The 24358-nt window shown below is 55.3% G+C and carries 17 protein-coding genes and 1 pseudogene; all 18 read left to right on the forward strand.

Annotated features, from left to right (window positions below; genetic code table 11):
- Nucleotides 1-28 precede the first annotated feature (28 nt).
- The 18 genes and pseudogenes from RAC89_RS15125 (at nt 29) to RAC89_RS15210 (ending at nt 24095) form a co-directional block, all read left to right on the forward strand.
- The gene (locus RAC89_RS15125) at nt 29-1801 is read left to right on the forward strand and encodes a cache domain-containing sensor histidine kinase (protein WP_306614436.1); all 1773 of its coding nucleotides are present in this window, start codon (nt 29-31) and stop codon (nt 1799-1801) included.
- Nucleotides 1798-3132 carry an ABC transporter substrate-binding protein gene (locus RAC89_RS15130; RefSeq protein WP_306614438.1) on the forward strand — a complete coding sequence of 445 codons (1335 nt, stop codon included), beginning with the start codon at nt 1798-1800 and terminating at the stop codon, nt 3130-3132. Before RAC89_RS15125 ends, RAC89_RS15130 begins: the two co-directional genes overlap by 4 nt.
- Before the next feature lie 21 nt (nt 3133-3153).
- Nucleotides 3154-4758, forward strand: a complete 1605-nt coding sequence (locus tag RAC89_RS15135; protein ID WP_306614440.1) for a response regulator transcription factor — start codon at nt 3154-3156, stop codon at nt 4756-4758.
- A gap of 302 nt (nt 4759-5060) precedes the next feature.
- On the forward strand, nt 5061-5684 hold the full coding sequence (locus RAC89_RS15140) for a hypothetical protein (protein ID WP_306614442.1): 624 nt from the start codon (nt 5061-5063) through the stop codon (nt 5682-5684).
- A gap of 79 nt (nt 5685-5763) precedes the next feature.
- Nucleotides 5764-6381 (forward strand): annotated as a pseudogene (gene wrbA / locus RAC89_RS15145) (NAD(P)H:quinone oxidoreductase).
- Between the two features lie 166 nt (nt 6382-6547).
- Nucleotides 6548-7489: a carbohydrate ABC transporter permease gene (locus tag RAC89_RS15150; RefSeq protein ID WP_306614444.1), complete on the forward strand. Its 942-nt coding sequence runs from the start codon at nt 6548-6550 to the stop codon at nt 7487-7489.
- Between the two features lie 59 nt (nt 7490-7548).
- Nucleotides 7549-8385 (forward strand): carbohydrate ABC transporter permease, encoded by an 837-nt coding sequence (locus RAC89_RS15155; RefSeq protein ID WP_284644031.1) that lies wholly within the window; start codon nt 7549-7551, stop codon nt 8383-8385.
- A gap of 119 nt (nt 8386-8504) precedes the next feature.
- A complete protein-coding gene (locus tag RAC89_RS15160) occupies nt 8505-9851 on the forward strand; it encodes an ABC transporter substrate-binding protein (protein ID WP_306614446.1) in 1347 nt (448 codons plus the stop codon).
- Nucleotides 9852-9998: 147 nt separating this feature from the next.
- A complete protein-coding gene (locus RAC89_RS15165) occupies nt 9999-11723 on the forward strand; it encodes a sensor histidine kinase (protein ID WP_306614448.1) in 1725 nt (574 codons plus the stop codon).
- Between the two features lie 26 nt (nt 11724-11749).
- On the forward strand, nt 11750-13333 hold the full coding sequence (locus tag RAC89_RS15170; RefSeq protein ID WP_306614450.1) for a helix-turn-helix domain-containing protein: 1584 nt from the start codon (nt 11750-11752) through the stop codon (nt 13331-13333).
- A gap of 365 nt (nt 13334-13698) precedes the next feature.
- Complete coding sequence (locus RAC89_RS15175) at nt 13699-15153, forward strand: ATP-binding protein (protein ID WP_306614452.1); 1455 nt, start codon at nt 13699-13701, stop codon at nt 15151-15153.
- Complete coding sequence (locus RAC89_RS15180; protein WP_306614453.1) at nt 15146-17104, forward strand: methyl-accepting chemotaxis protein; 1959 nt, start codon at nt 15146-15148, stop codon at nt 17102-17104. The genes RAC89_RS15175 and RAC89_RS15180 overlap by 8 nt, the downstream gene beginning before the upstream one ends.
- A 25-nt stretch (nt 17105-17129) precedes the next feature.
- Nucleotides 17130-18560 carry a chemotaxis protein CheW gene (locus tag RAC89_RS15185; RefSeq protein ID WP_306614454.1) on the forward strand — a complete coding sequence of 477 codons (1431 nt, stop codon included), beginning with the start codon at nt 17130-17132 and terminating at the stop codon, nt 18558-18560.
- Nucleotides 18561-18599: 39 nt separating this feature from the next.
- The gene (locus RAC89_RS15190) at nt 18600-19655 is read left to right on the forward strand and encodes a protein-glutamate methylesterase/protein-glutamine glutaminase (protein WP_306614455.1); all 1056 of its coding nucleotides are present in this window, start codon (nt 18600-18602) and stop codon (nt 19653-19655) included.
- Entirely contained in the window at nt 19645-20232 is a 588-nt protein-coding gene (locus RAC89_RS15195) for a HEAT repeat domain-containing protein (protein WP_284644046.1), read from the forward strand. Before RAC89_RS15190 ends, RAC89_RS15195 begins: the two co-directional genes overlap by 11 nt.
- Nucleotides 20229-21059 carry a CheR family methyltransferase gene (locus RAC89_RS15200; RefSeq protein ID WP_306614456.1) on the forward strand — a complete coding sequence of 277 codons (831 nt, stop codon included), beginning with the start codon at nt 20229-20231 and terminating at the stop codon, nt 21057-21059. Before RAC89_RS15195 ends, RAC89_RS15200 begins: the two co-directional genes overlap by 4 nt.
- 7 nt (nt 21060-21066) lie before the next feature.
- Nucleotides 21067-21456 (forward strand): response regulator, encoded by a 390-nt coding sequence (locus tag RAC89_RS15205; protein WP_284644051.1) that lies wholly within the window; start codon nt 21067-21069, stop codon nt 21454-21456.
- A complete protein-coding gene (locus RAC89_RS15210) occupies nt 21453-24095 on the forward strand; it encodes a chemotaxis protein CheA (RefSeq protein WP_306614458.1) in 2643 nt (880 codons plus the stop codon). The genes RAC89_RS15205 and RAC89_RS15210 overlap by 4 nt, the downstream gene beginning before the upstream one ends.
- The last annotated feature ends 263 nt before the right edge of the window (nt 24096-24358 follow it).

Below are 24358 nucleotides of genomic sequence, written 5' to 3' on the forward strand. Positions count from 1 at the left end.
ACATTTGATTCTCCTGGAGGAAGGCTGAATGTCGCTGCGCCACAAGATTATGCTGGGCGTGCTGCTCCTTGTATTTATTCCCGTCATCGTGATGGGCGGTGTAACCTACTATCTCTTCTCCGGGGCAATCGAGGAGCAGACGGAGGCCTACTATCGAAGCAGCCTGCTGGAAACCGACCGGAAGATCCAATATGCGCTTGGCGAGCTGAACGGAATATCGGATCTAAGCATTACGCAGCCGGTCGTACAGCAGTTCCTGAAGCAGACCCGGATGGGCGGACTGCGCTGGGGGGACGGCATGGCCGAGCGGGCCTTGCTGACGGAGCTGAACAATCTGCTGCTGTCCCATCCCAAAATCACCTCCTTGACGCTCTATAATCAGAACGAGCTTGTGCATACGACGGGCTCCGGCACAGCGCTGCCGCTCGATTCGCTGCGGGCGCAGCCTTGGTATGCCAAGGTGAAGGCGTTGAAGGGGAGACCGATGTGGCTCGGACCGTATGAGAATGATCTGCTCGACGGGCAGCAGCTGACGCAGGTGCGCATGGTGAAGGATTATTACTCCTTGGAGGACATCGGAACCCTGGTGCTGACGGTCCGTACGGATGCGATCGACCATATTCTATGGGAGGCCGGCACCATCCAGGAGGGCGAGATGCTCGTGGTGAACCGGGACGGGACGGTCATTTTCAGCAAATCGGGCAAGCATCTAGGGGAAGGGCTGCCGTTTCCCTTCTTGACATCTACAGGTGAGAGGGAAACCTTCGTAGAAGCCTATGAAGGAAAGGAAACGTTCATTACATACCATCCCTCGCAAGTGGAAGGCTGGTATTTGATCGCGCTTACACCGATCGATAATATGTACGCGGAGATGATCCGCATCCGTAATTTGGCCGTAGGGCTCATTCTGTTAACGCTGTTCAGCGTGATTGTGTTCGACTTGCTATTCCTGCGAAAGCTGGTTCATACGATTATTGCCGTTACTAAGGCGCTTAAGCTGGCGGAAGCCGGAAGCTTCACCGAGGTAAGCATGGGACGCAGAGCGTACCAGGACGAATCGGGCTTGCTGGTCAGGGGCTTCAACCGGATGAGCCGTCAAATTCAAGAGCTGATCACTCGTGTGGAGGAGGAGCAGCGCCGCAAGAAGGAAGCGGAGCTGCAAGCGCTGGTCGCTCAGATCAATCCGCACTTTATTTATAATTCCTTAGAAACGATTAATTCGATGGCGGTGCTTCAGGGCAATAGGGAGATCAGCCGGCTGGTCATCTCTCTCGGCAAGCTGCTTCGCATCAGCATCAGCGAAACGCAGGAGCTCATCCCCATCGGCACGGAGCTCGAGCATGTCCGGCATTATTTGTTTATTCAAACGTGCAGGTTCGGAGAGAAGCTGCTGTACGAGCTGGAGGCGCCGGAGCAGTGGAAATATCATTTGTCCCTGAAGCTGATCGTGCAGCCGATCGTAGAGAATGCGCTGTATCACGGGATTGAGCGGCTCCAGGGCCAAGGGGTTATTCGAATCCGGCTGCTGGAATCGTCCGGCGATTTGGTGGTGGAGGTTACGGATAACGGGCTCGGCATCGAACCGGAGCGGCTGGAGGAGCTGTTCGCGGACAAGAAGCCGGAGGTAAGCAAAGCGAAGCATCGGGGCGTTGGGATGAAAAATGTGCATGACCGGCTGCGCATTCGCTTCGGCAGCAGGTACGGCATCATCGTCTGCAGCTCGGCGGGCGAAGGGACGGTTGTCCGCATCCGGATGCCCCGCATCACATCGGGCGGCGGAGGGGGAGGTGCGGCAGGATGATCGGATTCAAGCGAGCACGTTGGAAACGGGGATGGTCCCTGCTTATCGCCGCAGCTCTGCTGCTTGGCACAGCCGGCTGCGGACCCGAGCGGGGCACTCCTCCGGAGGAGAAGATTCGGCTTACCTTCCGCCATGTATGGGTGCAGCAGCATAATCAGCAGATGCTGAAGATCATGACCGAAGTGATCAAGAACTTCGAGAAGGCGAACCCTAGCATCCGCGTTGACTTCGAAGGGGTGCATCAGACCGTACACCGCGAGCAGAGGCTGAAGAGCGAGATGGTAACGGGCAATCCCCCGGATCTATTCGTTCTCTTCGGCGGCGCCGAGATCGAGCCGTATGTGCGGGCGGAGCGCTTGCTCGACCTGTCTGGATTCCTGCGGGAGAACGGGTTGTTAAACAGCTTTCATGACCTCAGCTTATGGACGTTCGGGGCGGGCGTCTACGGACTGCCGATTGAGGGCTTCGCCGAGCCGGTTTATTATAACAAACGGCTGTTCGCTCAGCTGGGACTAAGCGTACCGACGAATTGGGAGCAGCTGGTGCAGGTGGTCACCAAGCTGAAGGCTGCAGGGAAGGTTCCGTTCGCGCTTGGGAATCAGGAGCGATGGCCGGGGGCGATGCACTATCACTACTTCCTGCAGCGGTATGCCGGCTCCGAGGTGATTAACCAGATTGTGCAGGGGAAGGGGACCTTCCTGCATGCCGATTACGAGAAAGCGACGGAGCGGTTTCTCGAGTTTGCAAGACTGCAGCCCTTCCCGCCGCAGTCGGATACTCGCAGTATAGCCGATTCCGAACGAATGTTTCTTGACGGAGAGGCGGCGATGTTCCTGAACGGAAGCTGGGAGCTGCAGCTGTTCCAAAGCGAGGAGGCGAAGCCGGATTTTGTCAGCAGCATTGGGGTGTTCAACTTTCCCCAGCTGACGGCGGCCAAGCCGACCTCGGAAGGCCTTGCCAGCGGCTACACGTTCGGTCTGGGGCTTTCCTCCGCGCTGGAGGGAGAACGCCGCAAGGCGGCGCTTTCGCTGCTCAAGGCGATCTATTCGCCGGAGGTGCAGCGCCGGATCGTATACGAGTCCTACCGGCTTCCGTCCATGAAAATTTCGGTGGATTATGAGCGAACCGGACCTGTATACCGGCAAATCGCCGAGCTGATGCAAGCGTCGGCACCCTCTTTCGTGCCGTATGACAATGCGCTGCCCCCGGCTTTGCAGGAGACGTTCTTCCAAGTCACCGAGCAGCTGATTGCGGGCAGGCTTACGTCAAGGGCTGCTCTGGAGCGGATGGAGGAGCAGCTGCAGCAGTATTACGAGCTTGTCGGCAAGTAAGGGCCTAGGAGGAATGAATCAATGTCCGGAGCATATCGAGTACTGCTCGTCGATGACGAGCCGATTATTCTGCGCAGCTTGAAGGTGGCGCTGCCTTGGGAGGAGCTGCAAATGTCCGTTGTGGGGGAAGCTTCCAACGGACAGGACGCGCTGCAGCGAATTGAGGAGCTGCAGCCGCAGGTGGTGATCAGTGATATCCGCATGCCCGTCATGGACGGCATCTCCATGATGAGGGAAGCGATGCAGCGGCATCCTTCGCTGATCTTTGTGCTGCTCAGCGGTTATGGGGAATTCGAATACGCCAGGGAGGCGCTTCGCTATGGGGCCTTCGATTATTTACTCAAGCCGGTGGATCACGAGGAGCTGGAATCGGTCATGCGCGAAGCGAAGGCGAAGCTTGAGCATGAGGAGGAGCAGCAGTCGGAGTGGGAGTTCCTAACGCGTTCCTCCCAAGCGCTCTCCAGTCTGGTAAGAGAGCGCATGATCAGCAGCATGATCGAAGGCAGCCAAGCCTTGTTCCATCCCTCCTATTGGCTGCGGGGCTGGGATTTGGAGCACTCCTACGTCATGCTGGTCATTACCATCGACGATACGCTGGAAGTGGAGAGCTGGAGCAGGGAGGACAGACGGCTGTGGTTTTTCGCCGTAGGCAATGTGCTGACGGAGTTCGGCGAGGCGTGCGGTGCTTACACGGTATTTCCCTTCCGCAGCGGCGAGTGGGTGATGCTTCTTCCGAACGCCGGTGCGGAGCAGTCGCAGCAGGTAGCTCGGGAGATGATCGCGGTCGTCAAGTCGTGCACCAAGCTAAGCTGCTCTGTCGGAATCAGCCGGGAGCACCAGGGACTGGAGGCGCTGTTCGCGTGTTATAGCAGTGCGCAGCGCGGTTTGCTCGGCCGGTTCGCCGGAGGCAGGGAGCAGGTGTATGCCGACCTTCCGGCTGCGGAGCAGGAGCCTGCCTTGCATAAGACCCGGCTGCCGGCCCTTGAGCCCTGGGAGCAGCGGCTGACCCAGGCCCTTGCCGGGTGCGACGGGGAGCGGCTGGCGGCGGGCCTTGAGGAGTGTGTGGAGCAGCTGCGGGCCAACGGGATGCGTTCGCAGGAAGCTGCTGCGCTGCTAGTGGAGCTTTCGGTGGGGATTTCCCGCCGCGTGTCGGATGTAAGCGGGGTGCCGCTGCCCGGGCTGAAGGAGCTGATCACCAGCCTCCCGCGCTGCGGGACGCTGCAGGAGGCGCACGAGCTTTTGCTGGCGAAGCTGCTGGAATACACCAAGCTCATCGGCGGTGCCGAAGCCTCCCGCGAGGAGGAGCTCCGCTCGATTCGCAAAGCGATCGAATACATCGAGGGTCGGTTTCACCACGACCTGAGCATCGATGAGGTGTCGGAGTTCATCGGGCTGAGCTGCAGCCACTTCTGCGTGCTGTTCAAGAAGGAGACGGGCATGACGTTCCTCGAGTACGTAACGAAGCTTCGTATGGAAAGGGCGTGCTCGCTTCTCGGCAACACTGACGTGAAGGTGTATCAGGTGTCGCCGATGGTCGGGTATCAGGACCCGAAATATTTTACACAGGTGTTCAAGAAAATGATGGGGGTAACTCCATCGGAATATCGGGCCTCGGTGCAGGTATAAGGGCCGCTGAACGGGACATGGGTCGCCGCTCGCTTCTGACAAGGAGGCAGCGGCGTTATTTGCATGGGGGATGATAGCGTCAGTATTTCATCTTACAGCGATCAAACTCAGGCAGTGGTCATGCGATAAGATGATGATTACAGGCGAGTATGCACCCTTACTCAGGACCGACGTGCAAGCTGAAACGTTACAAAAATCACCTTAAAGCAGCCTTGACTTGCTTTCTCTCGACTGTAAGATGAAAATATAACGTTATCCGGTGCCGGGCAATGACATACAAACGAAGGAGCGGACCAAGACAAATGAAGCTAAACAAAATTCAACAGCCCTCTTATTGGGGAAGGGAAGTCGTGCAAAGGCACATTACGGTAAACTCAACTACACTCGTCGTGCAGTTTCCCGGCAAGCAATATCCGAACGAGCTGCCTTTGCTGTACTATGCCGCCCAGGCCGCTCTCCAATCCGGGCATGACGTTCTGCTGCTGGAGTATGGCTACCAGGCGGCTAGAGTGGAGCTGAAGAACGAGCAGCTTCCCATCCTGGTAGACGAGTGCATAGCCTCCATCCGCAAGGTCTTGAGCGAGCACACGTACGAGAGGATCCTCTTTGTAAGCAAAAGCCTCGGTACCGTGGTGGCCGGCGGCTGCGCCGAGCAGCTGGGCGATGAAGTCATCAAGCATCTCTTCTTGACCCCGATCAAGGCGACGATTCCTTACCTGCAGCGGTCGCAAGGGATGATGATCTACGGAACGGCGGATCCGCAGTTCGGTCCGGACGAGGTAAAGCTTACCGGCAGCCTGCCGAGGATGGTCATAGTTCCCGTCGAGGGGGGCGATCATTCCCTGGAGACAGGAGAGGTTCTCGCGACACTGAACGTCTTGAAGGAGCTCAGCGAGCGCTATCTGACGTTTTTCACAAGCAGCTGAGCCGGTTCAGGATATGCGCCAAGGATTTGGGAAAATCTATCCATAGATCGTAGAATCCAATTCTAGGGAGTGCATATTCGTGACTGTTAAGCTAGCCATTGTGTATTACAGCTCCACGGGAACCAACTACCAGCTGGCTCAATGGGCCGCTGAAGGGGCGAAGGAAGCGGGAGCGGAGGTAAAGATCTTCAAGGTGCAAGAAACGGCTCCGCAGGCTCAGATTGACGGCAACCCGGCATGGAAAGCCCATGTAGAGGCCGCCAAGGACATCCCGGTGGTCACCTAGGATGATATCGTAGAAGCGGATGCCATTATTTTCAGTACGCCTACCCGATTCGGTAATGTCGCGGCGCAAATGAAGCAATTCCTGGACACCACAGGCGGGATTTGGTTCCATGGGAAAACGGTCAACAAAGTGGTCAGCGCGATGACCTCCGCTCAGAATGCGCATGGCGGCCAAGAAGCAACGATTCTCAGCCTGTATACCTCGATGTACCATTGGGGTGCTATCGTGGCAGCACCGGGCTATACGGATCCCGCCCTATTTGCGGCCGGAGGCAATCCGTACGGCACCAGCGTCTCGGTGGACCAGAACAATCAGATGGTCGGAGATAAGGAGGCTTACCGTAAGGCGGTGAAGCACCAAGCGAGGCGCGTTGTTACCGTTGCCGGCTGGGTGAAGAAAGGCATGCAATAAATCGTAGACCCTCGATGGATCCCATTCCATGGAGGGTTTTATTTTTGTCAAAACGCTTAAGCAAAGGACACAATAGTGCACGTTTCCGTCAAAATCATCTTCTGTCTTCGTCCCTTTGGCGGATTATATTGTAGATAAACATCATAACAAAGACGAGGTGAGCTGCATGGAAGCAGAAGCGCGGAAAAGCGCGGCGCGGGGCACGGCGCAGCAAGGGAGGTTCTGGACCAACAGCCGGAAGGATGCACTAACGGGGTGGTTTTTTCTGGCTCCGGAGATGGTCGGCATTCTGGTATTATATGTTTTCCCGGTATTGTTCTCCTTGTATCTGAGTGTAAGCGAATGGAACCTGGTCGGCGGCATATCGGCCATCAAATTCGTCGGCCTGGATAACTTCATACGAATGTTTCAGGACGCCAAGGTGCTGTCCGCGCTGAAAAATAACTTCATCTATACCCTACTGACGGTGCCTGTCGGCATGGCGCTGGCCTTGGTGCTGTCGGTGATCATTCATACGCGGGTGTATGCCCAAAGCTATTTTAAAGTAGCCTTCTTTATTCCTTACATTTCCTCGATCATAGCGGTCGGGGCGGTATGGAGTGCGCTGTACCATCCTTCACTCGGTCCCATTAATCAATTTCTGCGGAGTATCGGCGTGGAGAATCCACCCTTGTGGCTGGCGGACCCGAAGATGTCCTTGGTCTCGATTGCCATCATCTCCATATGGGCGGGGATCGGCTACCAGATCGTCATCTATTTGGCCGGGCTCAGCGGCATTCCGGACGAGCTGTATGAAGCGGCGGATATTGACGGGGCCTCCAAGCTTCGCCAGTTTTTTGCGATTACGCTGCCGCTGCTGGGACCGACGAACTCCTTCCTTTTCATCACGCTGCTTATGGGTTCGTTCAAGGTATTCGATCTGGTGGCTTTCCTGACAGGCGGGGGACCGAACGATTCCTCTACGGTTATCGTGTATCGGATTTATGAGGAGGGCTTCCGTAATTTTCAGATGGGGTATGCCTCTGCGATTTCGTGGCTGCTCTTCGCCATCGTTGCCGTGATTACCTTCCTCAGCTGGCAAATTCAGAAGCGGTATGTACATTACTAAGCGAAAAGTGCGGGATAGGAAGGACATTCCCTTGAAAACATAGGAAAGGAGCGGGCTCCATGACAAGAAAGCTGGACAATTATATGAAGCTGGCCACGACGGTGCTGCTTGGGGGATTCTCATTATTTTTTCTAGTACCGCTCGTATGGATGACATCATCCGCCATGAAATATGAGAAGGATGTGCTTGTGTTTCCGATCCAGTGGATTCCTACCGCTTGGAATACGGTGAATAACTTTAAAGAGGTATGGCTCGGCAAGGTACCGTTCTACTTGTTTTACTTGAACTCGCTGAAGCTGTCCTTGATCGTTACGGTGATCACCATCCTGTTCTCCTCCATGGCGGCCTTCGCGTTTACCAAGATTCAATTTCGGGGCAGAGATTGGGCGTTCGGCGTGCTGCTTACCTTCATGATTATTCCGGAGCAGGCCACACTGGTTCCCCGTTTTTTGCTGATCAAGTGGCTCGGACTTTATAATACGCATGCAGCATTGATCGTTACCATGATGTTCTCCATCTACTTTACGTTCCTGATGCGGCAGTTTATGATGGGGATTCATCCCGAATACATTGAAGCGGCCAAAATCGACGGCGCCGGCTATTTCCGCATTTTCGCCCGGATTGTGCTGCCGCTCTGCAAGCCGATTCTCGCAACGGTGGGCATTATTAAATTCATCTGGACCTGGAACGACTATCAGCATCCCCTGATCTTCCTACTGAATAAGAAGCTGTTCCCGATTACACTGGGCATGCAGCTGTTCAAGGATGATTACGCGGACAACTTCGCCGTCTTGATGATGGCTTCCCTATCGGCGATTATTCCGCTGGTCCTTATTTTCGTGGTACTGCAAAAGCAGGTCATCAAAGGCATTTCCCTAGGCGGCGTGAAGGGGTAGACATCAGGGCACAATAGTGCACGTTCTGGATGCAATCGTGCACGTCGTTTGAAATCGCGCCATTCTATAATAAAGCCAGGCAAGGCACAAGGAAGAATCACTCTAGGGGGAGTAATCTTATGACATTCAAAGCAGGGAAGCTGATTACCGGGTCGATCCTCACACTGGCACTGCTGAGCGGCTGCGCCCAATCGGGGGATCAGCAAGCGTCCGGCGGCGACGGGGCGGGAGATGCATCCAAGCCGGTAACGATCAAGTATTACAACTGGGATAACGAAACGACCGAAGGGGTTACCAAGAAGTTCATCGAGCAATTCCAGGCAAAATATCCGAATATTAAGGTGGAATCGATCCCGCTCGTGCCGGGCAATTCCGAAGAGACGATGAAGAAACTCGACGTGCTGCTATCGTCAGGGGAGCAAGTAGATGTCATGCTGTTCCCGAATACGCGCCATCTTTTCGCACGGGCGGAGCAGGGAGTGCTTGCGCCGCTTGATGAGCTGTATGCCAAGGAGAAGATAAAGCCGGAGGACGAATACTACGTGAATCCGCGCTATAAGGACAAATACTACGGCATTCAAAACAATACTACGCTGAATTTCGTGCTTCTCAACAAGGATGCGCTGGATGAAGCGGGGCTGCCGGTTCCGACGCTTGGCTGGACCTACGACGATTACCGTGAATATGCAAAGAAGCTGAACAAAGGAGACGGACCGAGCAAACGTTACGGAACGTACTTCCACAACTGGTCCTTGTATGCGAACCCGACGGCTCAGGTGCATATGCAGCATCCGTTCCTGTACGAGGACGGAAAGACGAATTTCAGTGACCCGACGTACAAAAGGTTCTTCGATTTGCGCCGCGCGATGGAGAAGGAAGACAAATCGGCCAAGCCATATGCGGATGTGATTGGAGCGAAGCTGAATTACCGCTCCGAGTTCTTCAATGAGAAGGCGGCCATGATCATCGCCGGCAACTGGATGATCAGCGAGGTAGGGGATACGTCGAAGTTCCCGCATAAGTTTAAAACCGCCTTCGCCCCGGTGCCGCTGCCTTCCAAGGATGCCAAACCGGATTTGTACATGGGCGGGCAGTTCCTGTCCATCGGCAAGGACTCGAAGAATAAGGACGCCGCATACCAGTTCATTCGCTTCGTGTCTACGAATATGACCGATGCGAGAACCGAGCTGCCGGGCTGGAAGAAGGGCGATATGAAGCCGCTGGTGGATCGGCTGATCGGCACGAACAAGGAGCTGTATGATGTGGAATCGCTCATGAATACGCTCTTCGACAAGCGGGTTCAAGCGCTGCCGCCTTCCAAAAACGCCGTTTCCTATGAGAAGGATCTGGACAAGCTGCTGACGGACGGTTTCTCCAAGTTTATTCTGGAGAACAAATCATCCGATGAAGTACAAGCATGGATGGTTGAAGAAGCGAACAAGATCATCAAGCAAAATACGAAGTAAGCTGGACGTTGAGAGGGCACCCCGGGGGGTGTCCTTTCGCTCGTAGGCGGGAACGGAGAAGCTATCGGCGGCGTGCCGTTCAGAGTATAATAGAGGTATAGGTTCGACAAGAATCGTCATGATTTGACTACTCGAGGGGGACGTCTGATGCTGCGCAAATCATTTTACCGTCGGATTCAAGCATCCTTTCTTATCCTCATTCTGATTCCGATTCTCGCGTTATCCCTCTTGTCGTATTCCATCATCAAGCAGACGATGATGGACAAGATACGTCAGGCGAATCAATCCGTGCTGGAGCTCATGGTGAAGGATATCAGCAAGCTGGTTGACGAGCTGGCTTCCGCTTCCCATTATTATGCCCGGGATCCTTCGATCCGGCAGCATCTGCATACCTTCGCGGACATGAAGGCAATCGTAACCATCGACGATTATAACAGCTATACGAGGATCCAGAGCTTCTTCGAGCAGGCGGCTGTGAAGTCGGTGAACAAGGATATATGGCTTTTTCTCGTGAATGAGCAGTCCTTTGTTATTCCTTACATGACGGTCAATGAAGGCATAGGCGGCGGCATCGAGCAGATGCAGCGTCACTGGAGGCTCATTCAGCCCCGCGTAGACCAAGGGATTTCGGATAAGCTGCAGTGGATCGGTACGGTTCCTTCCGAGGGCCGACCGGGGGAAACCTATTATTATCTCGGCCGTGTCATTCACGACGGCAGTCCGCAGGGCCGGGTGCTGGCTACCTTCATGGTCGGGATTTCCAGCCGTTACTTCGACAGCTTGTTTGCTGCAGTGGCGGAAGGGCAGTTCGCCCTGTACGATGCTGACGGAGGACGCATTGCCGGCAGCGAGGCGTCTCCCTTTCATAACGACGTGGACGCCGCTGATGGAGATATCCGCAGCGAGGCCGTCATCCCGAAGACCGGCTGGAAGCTGGTTTACCACACCCCGAAACAGGCCGTTACCGGCCAAATCTCTCAAACGTTCTATGTCAGCGGATTGCTTGTGCTGGGGCTATCCGTCGGATTTCTTCTCTTCGCCGTCGTTCTGGCGAGAAGATTGCACCACCCGATTCGGCAGCTTCAGGGGCTTGCCAAGCAGTTCGGCGGCGGGAACCGGAAGGTGCGTTATGTCAGTGAAGGCAGTGACGAATTTGAGGAGCTGGGCCAAGCGGTGAACCTGCTGCTGAGTGAAATCGACGAGCTGATCCAAGGGATTGAGCGGGAGCAGGAGCAAAAGCGCCTTCTGGAGCTGAGGGCTTTGTTCGCGCAGATTCGGCCGCATTTTCTACTCAATACGCTGAACTCCATTAAGTGCAGTCTTCTAATTGAGCGGGACCGCAAGCATGGAGGCCAGATCGATGCGCTGATGAGCCTGCTCAAGGCCTATATGAAGGTGGACCAGCCCTCGACTTTAGAGAGGGAATGCACTCTGCTGCAGCATTACATTGAGATTATGCAGATGCGCAGCAGCCGGGAAATCCGGCTTCAGGTCCGGCTTGAGGACGAGCTCCGGCAGCTTTCCGTGCCGATGCTGACGCTGCAGCCGCTCGTAGAGAATGCCATTGTCCATGGGCTGGCGGGTACGGATGAGCCCGGCTCTATTACGGTTCGCGCATTCCGGGAGCATGGCTGGATTCATCTTCAGGTTTCGGATAATGGAACAGGAATTCCCGAAGAGAAGCTGGAGGCGCTCAATCATCTGTTTGTAGAAGCGGCCTCGGCGGGCGACAGCGGTTACGAACGGGTAGGACTAGTGAATGTGCTTCAGCGGCTTCGGCTGAGCCATGGGACACAGGCAGTGCTTCGACTAGAGAATAGACCTGATGGAGGGGCGACCGCAATGCTGCGTTGGCCGGACAACCTTAACTAAGACAGGGGAAGGGGAGCTGTAGGAACATGGTGAAGGTAATGCTGATCGATGACGATGTGCCGATGCTGAGATACTTGAGTCAGCTGACGGATTGGGAGGCGCTCGGATTTCATATTGTTGCGCAGACGGATTCGAGCGCTAAGGCACTTAGGCTGTTCGCCGATGTGCTGCCGGATATTGTGATTACGGATATCGGCCTTCCTCAAATCGACGGTCTGGAGCTGGCGGCGGAGTTTCGCCGGAGAAAGCCGGAGGTGCGCATTTTATTTTTGACGTGTCATGAGGACTTCGGTTATGTGAAAAAAGCGCTCCAGCTGCAGGCGGATGATTACCTGGTAAAGGATGAGCTCACCAAGGAGCAGCTGGAGCGAAGCTTGCAGGGGTGTGCAGCCGCGCTGCAGAAGGCCGGGTGGAAGGCGGAGCAGCACGCTTATAGGGAGGATCTAAGCCGGAACCGGGATCTGCTGAAGGATTCCTTGCTCCAGCAGGTGCTGAAGGGCGAGGAGCCGGAGCGGATTCTCGGCTATGCCAAGCGTCTCGGTATTGAATGGGAGTATCCGGCGTTTATGCTCGGCTATGTAAAGCTGCTCGATTCGACGCTGCTGCCGCGCTATCCGTTACACCACGCTTCGCTGATCCGTTACGGCGTGTATAATATAGCGGGCGAGCTGGCCGATACCTACGAGGGCCTGACCGTCTTCCAGAAGGATGGCTTGCTGACGGTGCTGTACAACTATCGCCCCAGCCTCTCCTTCAACGAGTATCAGTACCTCAAGGATTACCTGCAGAAGCTGACGGAGCACTGCCGTGACTATCTGAAGGTCGAGCTCTTCTGTGTCAGCGGGCCCGGCAGGCTGGGCCTGGAGCAAATCGGTAACGCCTACCGGGACCTGCAGCAGCAAAAGCACTTTCTGTATTACGGGGGCTCGGCCGGGGTGTTTGGGGCGGAGAAGGCGGAGCCCTATGCGTATATGCCTACGGGAGTGCTGGAGCAGGAGCTGCTGGAGCTGACTGAAGCGGTAGAGCAGGGAAGCGAGGAAAAGGTCGAGGAAGCGCTCCAAGCACTTGCCGCGACAGCCTCGGGTAAGAGACTTGCTCCCGCTGATGTCATCCACGCGTGTATGAAGCGGGTACGGCTGCTGGAGCTGCAGCTTATGCCCGAGCTTGAAGAGGAGGCCTTCTATGACAGCTTCGAACAATCGCTGCTCTGGGAGGATACGAAAGGTTTGCTCGCTTGGAGACTGCTTACCTTGATGGCGGCGAACCGACCCGCTGAGGAAGCGGCCCCGAAGGAGCCGAAGCTTCAGGCCATCGACGCTTATATTCATTCGCGATTGTCCGAGAACATCAGCACCGTCGACCTGGCGGCGCATCTGTATATGAGCCCCAGCTATTTCTCAAGATCCTTCAAGCGGATGACCGGATACAATTTCATCGACTACTTGAATGTTTATAAGATGAAAATCGCGTCCAAGCTGCTTGAGAATACGGAAGCGACTGTGGAAGCCGTTGCCGCTCAGCTGGGGTACTCGGACCGTACCTACTTCTCGAAGGTCTTCAAACGCTATGTCGGCGTCACGCCGAGGGAGTACCGAAGCAAGCAAACATAGCAGGCGGCGCTGTGAGAACTTCATCCTGGAGCTGCACGGTTTTGCGGATACACCCATGATCTAGGGAACGTTGTTCCTGTGACGCCTGAATTTTAATGCGGGCCGGTAACATATTGTAAAATATTGGCTGCTATAACGCGGTTTGGAAATGTTCCGAACTTCGTTACGGCAGCTTTTTTTATTCAAAAATCTTCAAATTTTTTGTCATTCTCGTGAATTTTTCGATTATCGACATGGTTCGTCATAATTACTCACAATACGACGTTATTACTCATTTACACGCTGTTTTTCAATCCCTATACTTATGAAAAGCGACGTTTCATTCCGGCAATTGGGAGACAACCATGAAATTATCAAACGAAGCAATGAGACAATTGAATAGTACTGCGAGTGACAACAATCTCTTTTGGGACGAATGGTTGCAGGAGATGAGCATCCTGAAAAATGGCCGGTTCGTAAAGGTAGGTCAAGACCTGCTTGAGATCTTCGACTATCTTGATTTCGAACTGGTAGGAGAGAGCTACGAGAAGCTGCTCTGTCCGAATTTTTTAAGTTTGCTCCAAGCCGGCAAGCATTCGTTTTCGTTTTCCGAGAGGGTACACACTCAGCTGAAGGGAGTCAGAAAGGACAGGACTCCTGTTTACGTTGAGGTTCATGGGGTCATTAAGCAGTCCGGCGAAGACCGGTATTTGCTGATTAAGTCGATCGAAGAAGTGACGAACAAACGCCTGGACGACACTCGTTCACGCGAAATGGAGGAGCGGTTTCATGCGGCCTTTCATTATGCTGCGGTGGGAATGGCCCTTGTTTTGGTGAACGGGTCGATCCAAGAGATGAATTATGCTTTTGCCGAGACGCTGGATATTCATACACAGGACACTTACGGGCTGCAGATTCTCGATTATCTTCATAAGGAAGACCGGGACGGTTATTTGGAAGGCTGCACCCGGCTGCTGATCGGGGAGGTTCAGTCCTGTGAAATGGAGCGGAGATTCCTGCACTCCTCCGGGCGGTTCGTCTGGGGGTATTTATGCTTAACGCTGGTACGGGATGTCGAGGGCAGGCCGCTGTATTACATCATTCAAATGCAGGATATTACGCAGAAGAAGGAAGCTGAGGAGCTCCTGCGCAAGTCGGACAAGCTGTCGGCGGTCGGACAATTGGCCGCAGGGGTAGCGCACGAGGTAAGGAACCCGCTTACCGTGCTGAAGGGCTTTGCCCAGATTCTGCAAGCCAGTGATAAAGAAAGCAAGTATTACGCGCTGATGCTTTCCGAGATCGAGCGGATTGAGGCTATCATCAGCGAATTTCTCATGCTCGCCAAGCCGCAGGAAGCGAAATTTTATGACCACGATCTTCGCTTGCTGCTGGAGGATGTCATCCATCTGATGGAAACGAAGGCGATCATGAACGGAGTGCAGCTGAATAAGGTCATTTTGATCAGCAACGCCATGATACAATGTGACGCAAACCAGATTAAGCAGGTATTAATCAATATTTTGCAAAATGCGATCGAGGCTATGCCGTCCGGAGGGAACATCCATATTAGCCTAAGCCAGGCGGACAAGCATTCGTTATGCCTGCGCATCAGAGATGAAGGCTGCGGGATCCCGGAGGACCGGCTGGAGAAGCTGGGAGAGCCGTTTTACTCCAGTAAGGAGAAGGGCACCGGCCTGGGACTTATGATCAGCTACAAAATCATTGAAAAGCACCGCGGTAAGATCGGGGTTAGCAGCCGTGTTCTTGAAGGAACCACCTTCGACATTACCCTGCCCCTTAAGCAAAATCCGAACCTGATGGAGGAACCGACCGATGAATGAGAAGAAGACCTTGCTTTCCCCGCCAACCTTGCAAAGGACGATGACGAAGGAAGCTTTCCCAAGCGAAGCCTTCCGTTCCGAGACACAGGCACAGGCGGATACCTTGTCGGCCAAGCGATTGCAGGAGCAGCGGCAGCGTGCCCGCACCTATGCGAAGCAGCAGCAGCTTTCGGAGCGGCTGGCCACGGCTACGCAGGAGCTTTCCGCAGGCGTGGAGGAATCCCAATCTGCCATTCATGAGCTTCGAACCGCCATCGAGCAGCTGGCTACCGGAGCGGAGCAATCCGCATCGGCCTGTGAAGAAAGCTCCGCATCCATAACCAAGATCATGGAGAATATGAATATCATTTCGCAAAATGCGACTCTCTCCATGAACCGAAGCTTGTCCATGCAGCATATGGTGAACGGCTCCTCGGAAGACATCAGCCGCTTGATCGAAGGAATCTCGATGTCCGCCGTGAAAAATTCAGAATCCGCGCGGTTGATTGCGGAGCTGGAGCATCAAGCGAGGGAGATCGGGGATATCATTGCCACCGTCGTACACTTGGCGGATAAGACGAATCTGCTTGCCTTGAATGCGGCGATTGAAGCGGCACGCGCGGGCGAGCACGGCAGCGGCTTCGCTGTCGTGGCCGATGAAGTACGTGCGCTGGCGGAAATTTCGGAGAAGTCGGCAAGGGATATTAAGTCGGTTGTGGAGGCAATACAGACGGAGGTAGGTTCCATCGCTTCCTCGATTATCACAGCGGAGCAATCGTCCCTGGAGGAGGTTGAAAGCGGCCGCCACGTGACGGACATGCTGCGCCAAATCAATCAAAGGATGAATGATTTTGTCGAGAGCACGAAGGAAATCAACGGCGAGATGCTGCTGCTGAAAGCCGGAGTCAAGGAATTTGAGACAGGCTCGCGGATCATTGCGCAGGCGGCGGAGGAGCAGGCTACCGGTGCAGGGCAGGCGGTTCAAGCCATTGCTGAGCAAACCCGTGCGCTTGAGGATATCAGTCACAGCGCGTTGGAGCTTGGCGACTTAACGGAGGAGCTTCGCTCGGGGAAAAACATGAGCCGATCCGTCGAATCGATGGCCTCCGCTTCGGAGGAGCTGGCGGCATCAATTACGGAGGCCGCTCAATCGGCGCAGCAGATTATGGCCGCTATCAATACGATGGACCGCAGCGCGGAGATGCAATCGGTCGCTACGGAGCAATCGGCTTCGGCGCTGGTTCAGCTCGAGCAGCTGACTAGCAAAGTAAGCACGCTGGCGATGTCCTCGCAGGACCGGATCAACGAGGTGACGGGGCTGTTCGAGAAGGGCAGAGAGCAGACGGAGATCATGATAGAGAACATCGGTCTCGGTCTCACCAGGCTGGACGAGCATCTAACCAGCCTGCTCCAGCTGGAGCGTCAAATTCGCAGCATCGACAAGATTGTAAGCACGATAGATAAAGTCGGAATTCAGACCAATATGCTGGCTGTGAACGGGGCGATCGAGGCGGCAGGGGCGGGCAAGTACGGACGCGGCTTCGCTGTCGTCGCTTCCGATATCCGCATGCTGGCGCAGGAGACGTCCACCAATGCGGAGAACATCAAGGATTTGATTCGCGATGTTGCTTCCCAGGTATCTCTGGTTATCCGAGAGCTGCAGATTACGAAGGAAACGACCAAGATGGAAGTGGAGAAGGCTAGGCGCATTCTGGTGAACTCCGGTCAGATTGAAGAACATCTGATGCAGCTGAGGGAGGGGGCAGAGCACAGCAGCCGCAGCCTTACGGAAGCGGAAAATGCCGTGAACGACTCCAAGCGGGCCGTTGATCAGATTGCCGCTACGGCAATCGAAGCGGCTGCCGCCAGCAAGCAGGCTTCACATGCCGGTCAGGAGCAAACCGTGGGCATTCAAGAGCTGTCTCGCGCGATCGAGGAAATCGCAGGTCTTGCGGACGATATGCTCGTATAAGCCGAAGCCGGAGGAGCAGGGAACAATGAAGGAGTCATCCACGAGCAGGCAGCTGGTTGCGTTTTATTTGCATGATCATCTTTATGCCGTGCCGATCCATGCCGTGAAGGGAATCATTCGCATGGATCGGGTAACGCGGGTGCCGTTCTCCGAGCCGTGCCTCGAGGGAATGGTCAATCTGCGAGGGTCCTTGCTGACGGTGATCAACGGAAGCCGGTGGCTGGGACGCGTGAGCCACGCGCCTGCTGAGAAGATTTTGGTAATACAAAAGAAAAAGTCGATTATAGGCTTTGCCGTAGATCAAGTAGACGGTGTCATTACGGTTGCTCCTGAGGATGTGCTGAGCCCCGAGGAAGGCTCGCTGGAGCAATATGAAGGCTTCGTCATGCGGGAAGGCACGGTGATCCGGATCCTGAAGGTCGAGGCGGTCCTGAAGCCGCTCCAGAACGAATCGAGACCGGTGATGCCGTCGGCTCTGTCAACGGCCGTCCATTCTCTCTTCGAGCCGGAATGGTCGGAGCCTCGCTCCGCAGCGATTCTTCGCTTCGAGATTTCCGGGGAATGCTACGGGCTGCCGATGGAGAAGGTTCGCGAAATCGCCCCGTTCCCGGAGCAGCTGGAGCCAATTCAAGGACTGCCGGACTGCATCCTCGGTTTAGGCGTCTTTCGCGGCGGACGGATGCTGCCGATTGTCGAGGCTTCCCATCTCACGCACGGTCATCATCGCGAGAGGCTGAGCCGGGTGATCGTAGTCGAGCTGCCGGCGGGCAATGGGAGCATTCAGTTGGGGTTGGCTGTGGAGCATGTCCATGAGGTTCGGATGATGAAGCAGGCCTCCCCGCTGGAAATACCGGCCTCTCTTAAGCGCTTGTCCGACGGAATCGAGAAAGTGTATTCCATCGGCGGATTGACGAAGCCTTTGTTTCTGCTGGATGTGCAGCAGGTGCTGGAGAAGCTTGCCGTGCTGCCTTATTTGCTCTCCGAATCCGCCGGAGGAGAAGGCGCGGGCGCCGATTTCACGGAAGAGGACGCCTCAAGTCAAGGAGAAGAGCTGATCCTCTTCTTCCGGCTGAACGGAGAGGAGTTCGGGATATCGTCCGCGAGAGTAAAGGAAATTACAAGAATGTCTCCGGTGCGAAAGGTTCCGTTTGCATCTGTTGGCGTGGCGGGACTTGCCAATATTCGCGGACAGCTGGTGACGGTCTTGGATGCGCAGGATTGGCTGATGCAGGAATCTTCGCGGGACCCGTTCGAGCACCTGATCGTCATGCAAGGACATCGAACCGCCAAGTGCATAGGCGTACATGAGGTCACTCGAGTACTGCCGGTAGCGGCAGACAAAATACAAAGGGCGGGCATGTATGAGCAGAGCGCGCAGTTTGGCTGGCTTCGGGGATTTTATAAGGAATCGGACACACGATTGATTCCATTGATCGACCCATCGACATGGGAATAAGGACACACTTGAATTTCGGAGAAGGTCAGGATGATAGGAATGGACAGCACAATCAAGATACTTATTGTGGACGATTCTGCGTTAATGCGCCAGCAGCTGATGGCCGCTTTATCGCGCAATCCTAGAATCGAAGTGATCGGGGTGGCGCGGGACGGAAGAGAAGGGGTAGAGAAGGCGATTAAGCTGCGCCCCGATGTGGTGACTATGGATATCCACATGCCGACAATGGACGGGATCACGGCCTTGCAATATTTAATGGAGCTGGCTCCTTGCCCCGTCATTATTCTTTCCGCCTATTCCCGTAAGGGAGCTTTGGTCACGTTTGAGGCCCTGGAGCTGGGCGCATTCGACTATGTAACGAAGCCGGAGGTGCTGGGCGTTGCGGAAATGGAAGCGATGATACAGCAGCTTACCGAGCGTATTTTGGCTGCGGGGCAGAAGCCGGTTCGGGGACAGGAGGATGGACGCAGCCGGCCTTATGTCATGGAACGCGGAGGTTATGACTACGATCATGCCGTAATTATCGGGGCCTCCACCGGGGGGCCCCGGACGGTGATCGATATTTTGCAGCATATTCCTGCAAACTTCCCTGCCCCGATGTTTTTGGTCCAGCATATGCCTGCCATGTTCACCAGCTCCTTCGCGGAGCGGCTGAACGACAAGTTCAAAATTCGTGTGGTCGAAGCGGCACATCGCATGCTGGTGGAGCCGGGGACGCTGTATGTCGCTCCCGGCGGGAAGCATATGTTCGTCGAGAAGGTTCTCGGCAAGCAGCAGCTTCGCATCGCGATCAGGTCAGGTCCGATCGAGACCGTGTTCAAGCCGTCCGTTGACGTCAGCATGAATTCACTTGCGGAGCAGCTGCCGGCCTCCATGATTATTTCGGTCTTATTGACAGGGATTGGCACGGACGGTGCGCAGGGGATGGCAACGATCCGGCAAAACGGAGGCCTTACGATCGCCGAATCCGAGGAGACGGCCATCGTATACGGCATGCCGAGGGCAGCTGTGGAGCTGGGCGGGGCGAAGCTTGTTCTACCTTCTCATCAGATTGGTAAAGTCATCGTGAACGAGGTGCTGGGGTATGGAATATAAGCAGTTTCGGTTTTATTGTCAGACCGGGAATCTGGGTATGATCCGAGACTATTTGGCGGACATCTCTCTTGAGGAAAAGGAAGAGTATCTGCGAAACGTACTCCAGACGCCGCTTCGACCGGATGTGCTAGAGTATTTGGGCTCGGAAGTCGTGCGCCTGCCCCATGAGAGAGGAACAACCATTCTTATCGAGCTGTTCTACTCCGAGGAGGCGGCTGCGCGAAATTTGGCCGTCGAGCTGTTTGCCGCTTTCGGCAAGCAGGGGCTCGAGGTGCTGCAGGATCATCTGAACGATATGGACGCCGACGTACGTTTGTTTGTGGTGCAGGCAATGGTTCAGCTGCCTTATAAGGATGAAGTAAACCGGCTGCTGATCAAGCAATTGCACATTGATAAAGAAGCGAACGTCGTTGTAGCCATGATTGAGGCTCTCGGTGATTTGGGAGGCGGAGAAGCAGAAGCCGAGGCCATTCGTTACGCGATGGGGCAGTTCGAGCATCCGTACATTGATTACGTCGGACAGAGGGCGCTGCGCAGACTCGGCCACGGGCCGTCGCAGTCTAAGGAGTCATTATGAATGTTACGCTTAGCATGGAACAATTTCACCGATTGCGTGATTACATATATCAGAAGACGGGCATTTACTTTCCGGACAGCAAGCTGTACTTTGTGGAACGCCGCTTGATACAGCGCATGGAGGCGCTGGGTCTCAGTGATATTAATTATTACTATTCCATGCTCAGGTTTGAAAACAATGGGACGGAGCTGCAGGCATTTATCGAGGTGCTGACAGTCAATGAAACGTATTTTTTCCGCGAGTTCAGTCAATTGAAATGCTTCGCAGAGGAAGTGCTGCCCGAGCTTGTACGCAGAGAAAAGGGGAATTTGGTCTTCTGGTCGGCCGGCTGCTCTACAGGTGAAGAGGCATATACCCTGGCGATTATTTTACATGAGATGCTCGGTCCCGAGAACTTGGCCCGCTGCCGTATCATTGCTACGGATATTGATAACAAGGTGCTGGCCTTCGCCCGTAAGGGCTGCTATGCCGAAAGGTCGACGCGTCATATCCCGACTCCTTATGTCAGAAAATATTTTGAACAGTCCGGTACGGAGCTCAAGGTGAACCAGCAGCTGCGCAGCCTGGTGGAATTTCAGCAGCTGAACCTGATGGAATCGACGATGATGCGGCAGCTTCAAGAGGTGGATGTCATTTTTTGCCGCAATGTGCTGATTTACTTCGACGATCAATCCCGCAGGCAGGTGGCGCTGGATTTCTACCAATCGATTAAACCCGGTGGATATGTATTTCTGGGCCATTCCGAGTCGATGAGCCGGATTACCTCGATTTTTCAACTGCGCAAATTCCAGCATTCGATTATTTACCAAAAACCGGTGGCGAGGTGATTCGGAAGTGATAAGGTCCAAGGTACTCATTGTAGAGGATTCGTCGGCAACAAGAGATTATTACAGAACCTACCTGACGGAGCGCGGCTTTGTCGTTTCCGAGGCATTCAACGGTTTGGAAGCCCTGGAGAAAATGGCGGTCGAGAGCTTCGATGCGGCCATCGTCGATATCAACATGCCTAAGATGGACGGGTACCAATTCATTCGCGAGCTGCGGGGCGGGGAGCAGAAGTACAATACGCCGATCGCGGTCATATCCAGCGAGAACAAGCCCTCGGATCAGCATCTGGCCTATCAGGCGGGAGCGAACGCGTACTTGGTGAAGCCTGTGCGACCGGATCAGCTGGAGAGCTTGATCCGACTCTTTGGGGTTATACCGGAGGGAGAAAGCCGATGAACCTGAAGCAATCATTCCTGAACGAAGCAGACGAGCTGCTCAATTCGATTAACGACCACATTCTCATGCTGGAGGAGCACCCGGATGATGAGGAGAATGTGAATCATATTTTCCGGGCGGCGCATACGCTGAAGGGGTCAGCCAACCTTTACGGCTATAGCGGCATTGCCGTGCTGACGCACCTGCTGGAGGGGATCCTGGATGAGCTTCGGAGCCGCACGCGCAGTCTCGAGCCGACCTTAACCGATGTGCTGCTGGAGAGCTTCGACCAAATCCGGCTGATGGTCGGCTCGATTGCCGCCGGGGCGGAAGATCCCCAGTCGGAGCCGGAGCTGCTGCACCGCTTAAGTCAATACCGGGCTAAGAGCGAGGAGCCCATGGAGAAGCTGGAGCCGCGTCCGAGACTTTTCTCGGCGGATCCGGAGGAATGGATCCGAATGACGAAGGGATTCATGCAGGGGGAGAAAGCCGGGGACGCATTGGCTCATTTGTTTCCGCTGTACGCCGTACTCGATCATGCGGATATTCAGCCGGACCGCACCCAGGCCAAGCACGGAAAAGCCTTGGCACAGGAAGCGGCTCAGCTGGCAGCGATTCGTTTCTTCGATGAGGCGCTGACGGAGCAGATCGGCGCGATGGTGCAGAAGCTCACCCGTTTAGCCGATAAAAAGCGGGAGAACGAGAGCCTCCAGATCCTTTTTATGCAGATGATCGTAACATTGACCTTGCTCGAGCAATATACGTTACGGGAAAAGGGCGGACCGTCCGTTCCTTCCTGGTGGTATGATGTGTGGCAGGCGATTGCCGGAACTTTGTCGGAATGGGCGGCGGGACGCAGTCCAGTGGCCATTTCCGATATGGTGCTCGATCTGTGGGATTTGTGCAAGCCGCGCCAAGAGACTAAGCAGGAGTTCGGCACGCTGCTGGCGCCTGAAGTGGAGGAGGGCTGGGAGGAGCTGCAGGAGACGGCAGCTGCTCTTCAGCTGGAGGAGCCTCCTAAGCAAGCTCACAAGGAGCCTGTCTCTTCCGGCATAGCGCCGGAGGTTACCGCGGGTTTGGCCAAGAAGCTCATCGTGGAGCAGATTCACTTTCTTGCCCCGAAGGGTCGTCCTCTCATTGAAAGGTGGGACCTGGCAAGAGGCATTCTGCATCGCTGCGCTACGGTGCTCGGGGATGAGGAGCTGCGCAAGCTCTCGCAGCCGGCTGCTCCAGACATATATTCCTTAAAGGAGCTGGCGGCGCGCTACACGGAGGTGAGCATTGAGGCCGCTTCCGTGAGTGACGCGGTGAAGCCTATAGCGGAGATGGCTGTGCTGCCGAAGGAGCAGGAGCCTCCTGAGGAGGAGGCTGTAGCGGAGGCCGTCGCGGTTGTGGAGAAGCCGGAACGGACACCGGCTCCGCTGCGAAGCGGAAGAGGCGAGCTGTCCTCCGAATCGGAGAAAATCATTCGCGTGGAGACCGGTAAGGTAGAACGGGTGATGGAGCTGATCGGGGAGCTGGCAATTGCGAAGAATGCCTTTCCTTTCATGATTCGCGGTATGCTGGAGGATCCTTACACGGTAGCGCTGGCGAGAGACCTGAAGGAGCGGTATGCCATGCTGGACCGCATCACGAAGGAGCTGCAGGACGCCATCGTCGATATCCGCATGCTGCCGGTATCCCACGTGTTCACCAAGTTTAACCGGTTCGTCAGGGACATGGCACGCCAATCCGGCAAGCATATTCGGCTTGAGTTCAGCGGGGAGGAGACCACGCTCGACAAAACTCTGGTCGAAGCCTTGTCCGATCCGCTGATCCATCTCATTCGCAATGCGATCGACCACGGCATCGAGGCGCCTGAGGACCGGGTCCGCGCCGGTAAACCGCCCGAAGGACTGCTGAGCATTGGGGCGTTCCGGGAGGGCAACCGGGTTGTGCTGGAGGTCAGCGATGATGGAGCCGGCATCGATGTGGAGCGGATTCGAGCGAAGCTGAAGGAGCACCAGCTCGTGGAAGGGGATAAGCTGGAGAAGCTTCAGCCGCAGGAGCTGATCCCCTATATATTTCATACCGGCTTCTCGACGGCGGAGGAGGTAACGTCTCTTTCGGGTCGGGGCATCGGTATGGATGCGGTAAGAACTACGATTGTGAGACTTCAAGGGGATGTCCAGGTCGTTAGCGAGCCGGGGGAAGGCACGAGGGTTCGCATCGAGCTGCCGTTAACGCTATCCATGACGCAAGTGCTGCAGGTGAAGGTCGGTGGAGATCCGTACGGGATTCCGCTGGACCAAATTGAGGAAACGGGCCGCGTATCGGATGCCGATCTGCAGACGATGCAAGGACAGCCGATCGTGATCCTTCGGGAGCAGGTGTACAAGGTGATCGATCTGCGGAGCTACTTCGGCTTGGCGGGGCAGGAGGAAGAAACGAGCGGCCAATATCTTGTGATCCTGAAGAGCGGTCTGGCGCTGAAGGTGGATTCCTTGCTGGGGCAGCAGGAGGTCGTCGTGAAGCCGCCGCAGGACGGATTTAAGCATTTGTCGTATTTGGCCGGAGCGTCGATCCTTGGGGACGGCACGGTGCTGCTCATTATCAACGGCAATGCCATCTTTCTGGAATCGACCGATTATATGCGGGCCGGTGCGGCTTTAGGCGTGTAATGTGCGGGCAGCTGGGGAGCGGTTTGCTCCTTAGCGGGCCTGCATGGTGCACGTGCGTTGAGGATTTGTGCGAATCGGCAGCAAATCCGGCCGGTTTCGTGCCTGTGGTGCTGGAATTGTGCTAAAGTGCAACTTTGATAGCCGGATTAGGAGAAACAGCCGCTTTGCCTCCTGGAATGTTGCATTATCGCACAAATGAAGCATATGTAGTATCATTTGGCCGGTGATTTGTGCGCATTTGCATAAATCCTCATGGGCCTGTG

It is taken from the genome of Paenibacillus sp. GD4 (assembly GCF_030846225.1).
Taxonomy (GTDB): Bacteria; Bacillota; Bacilli; order Paenibacillales; family NBRC-103111; genus Paenibacillus_G; species Paenibacillus_G silviterrae.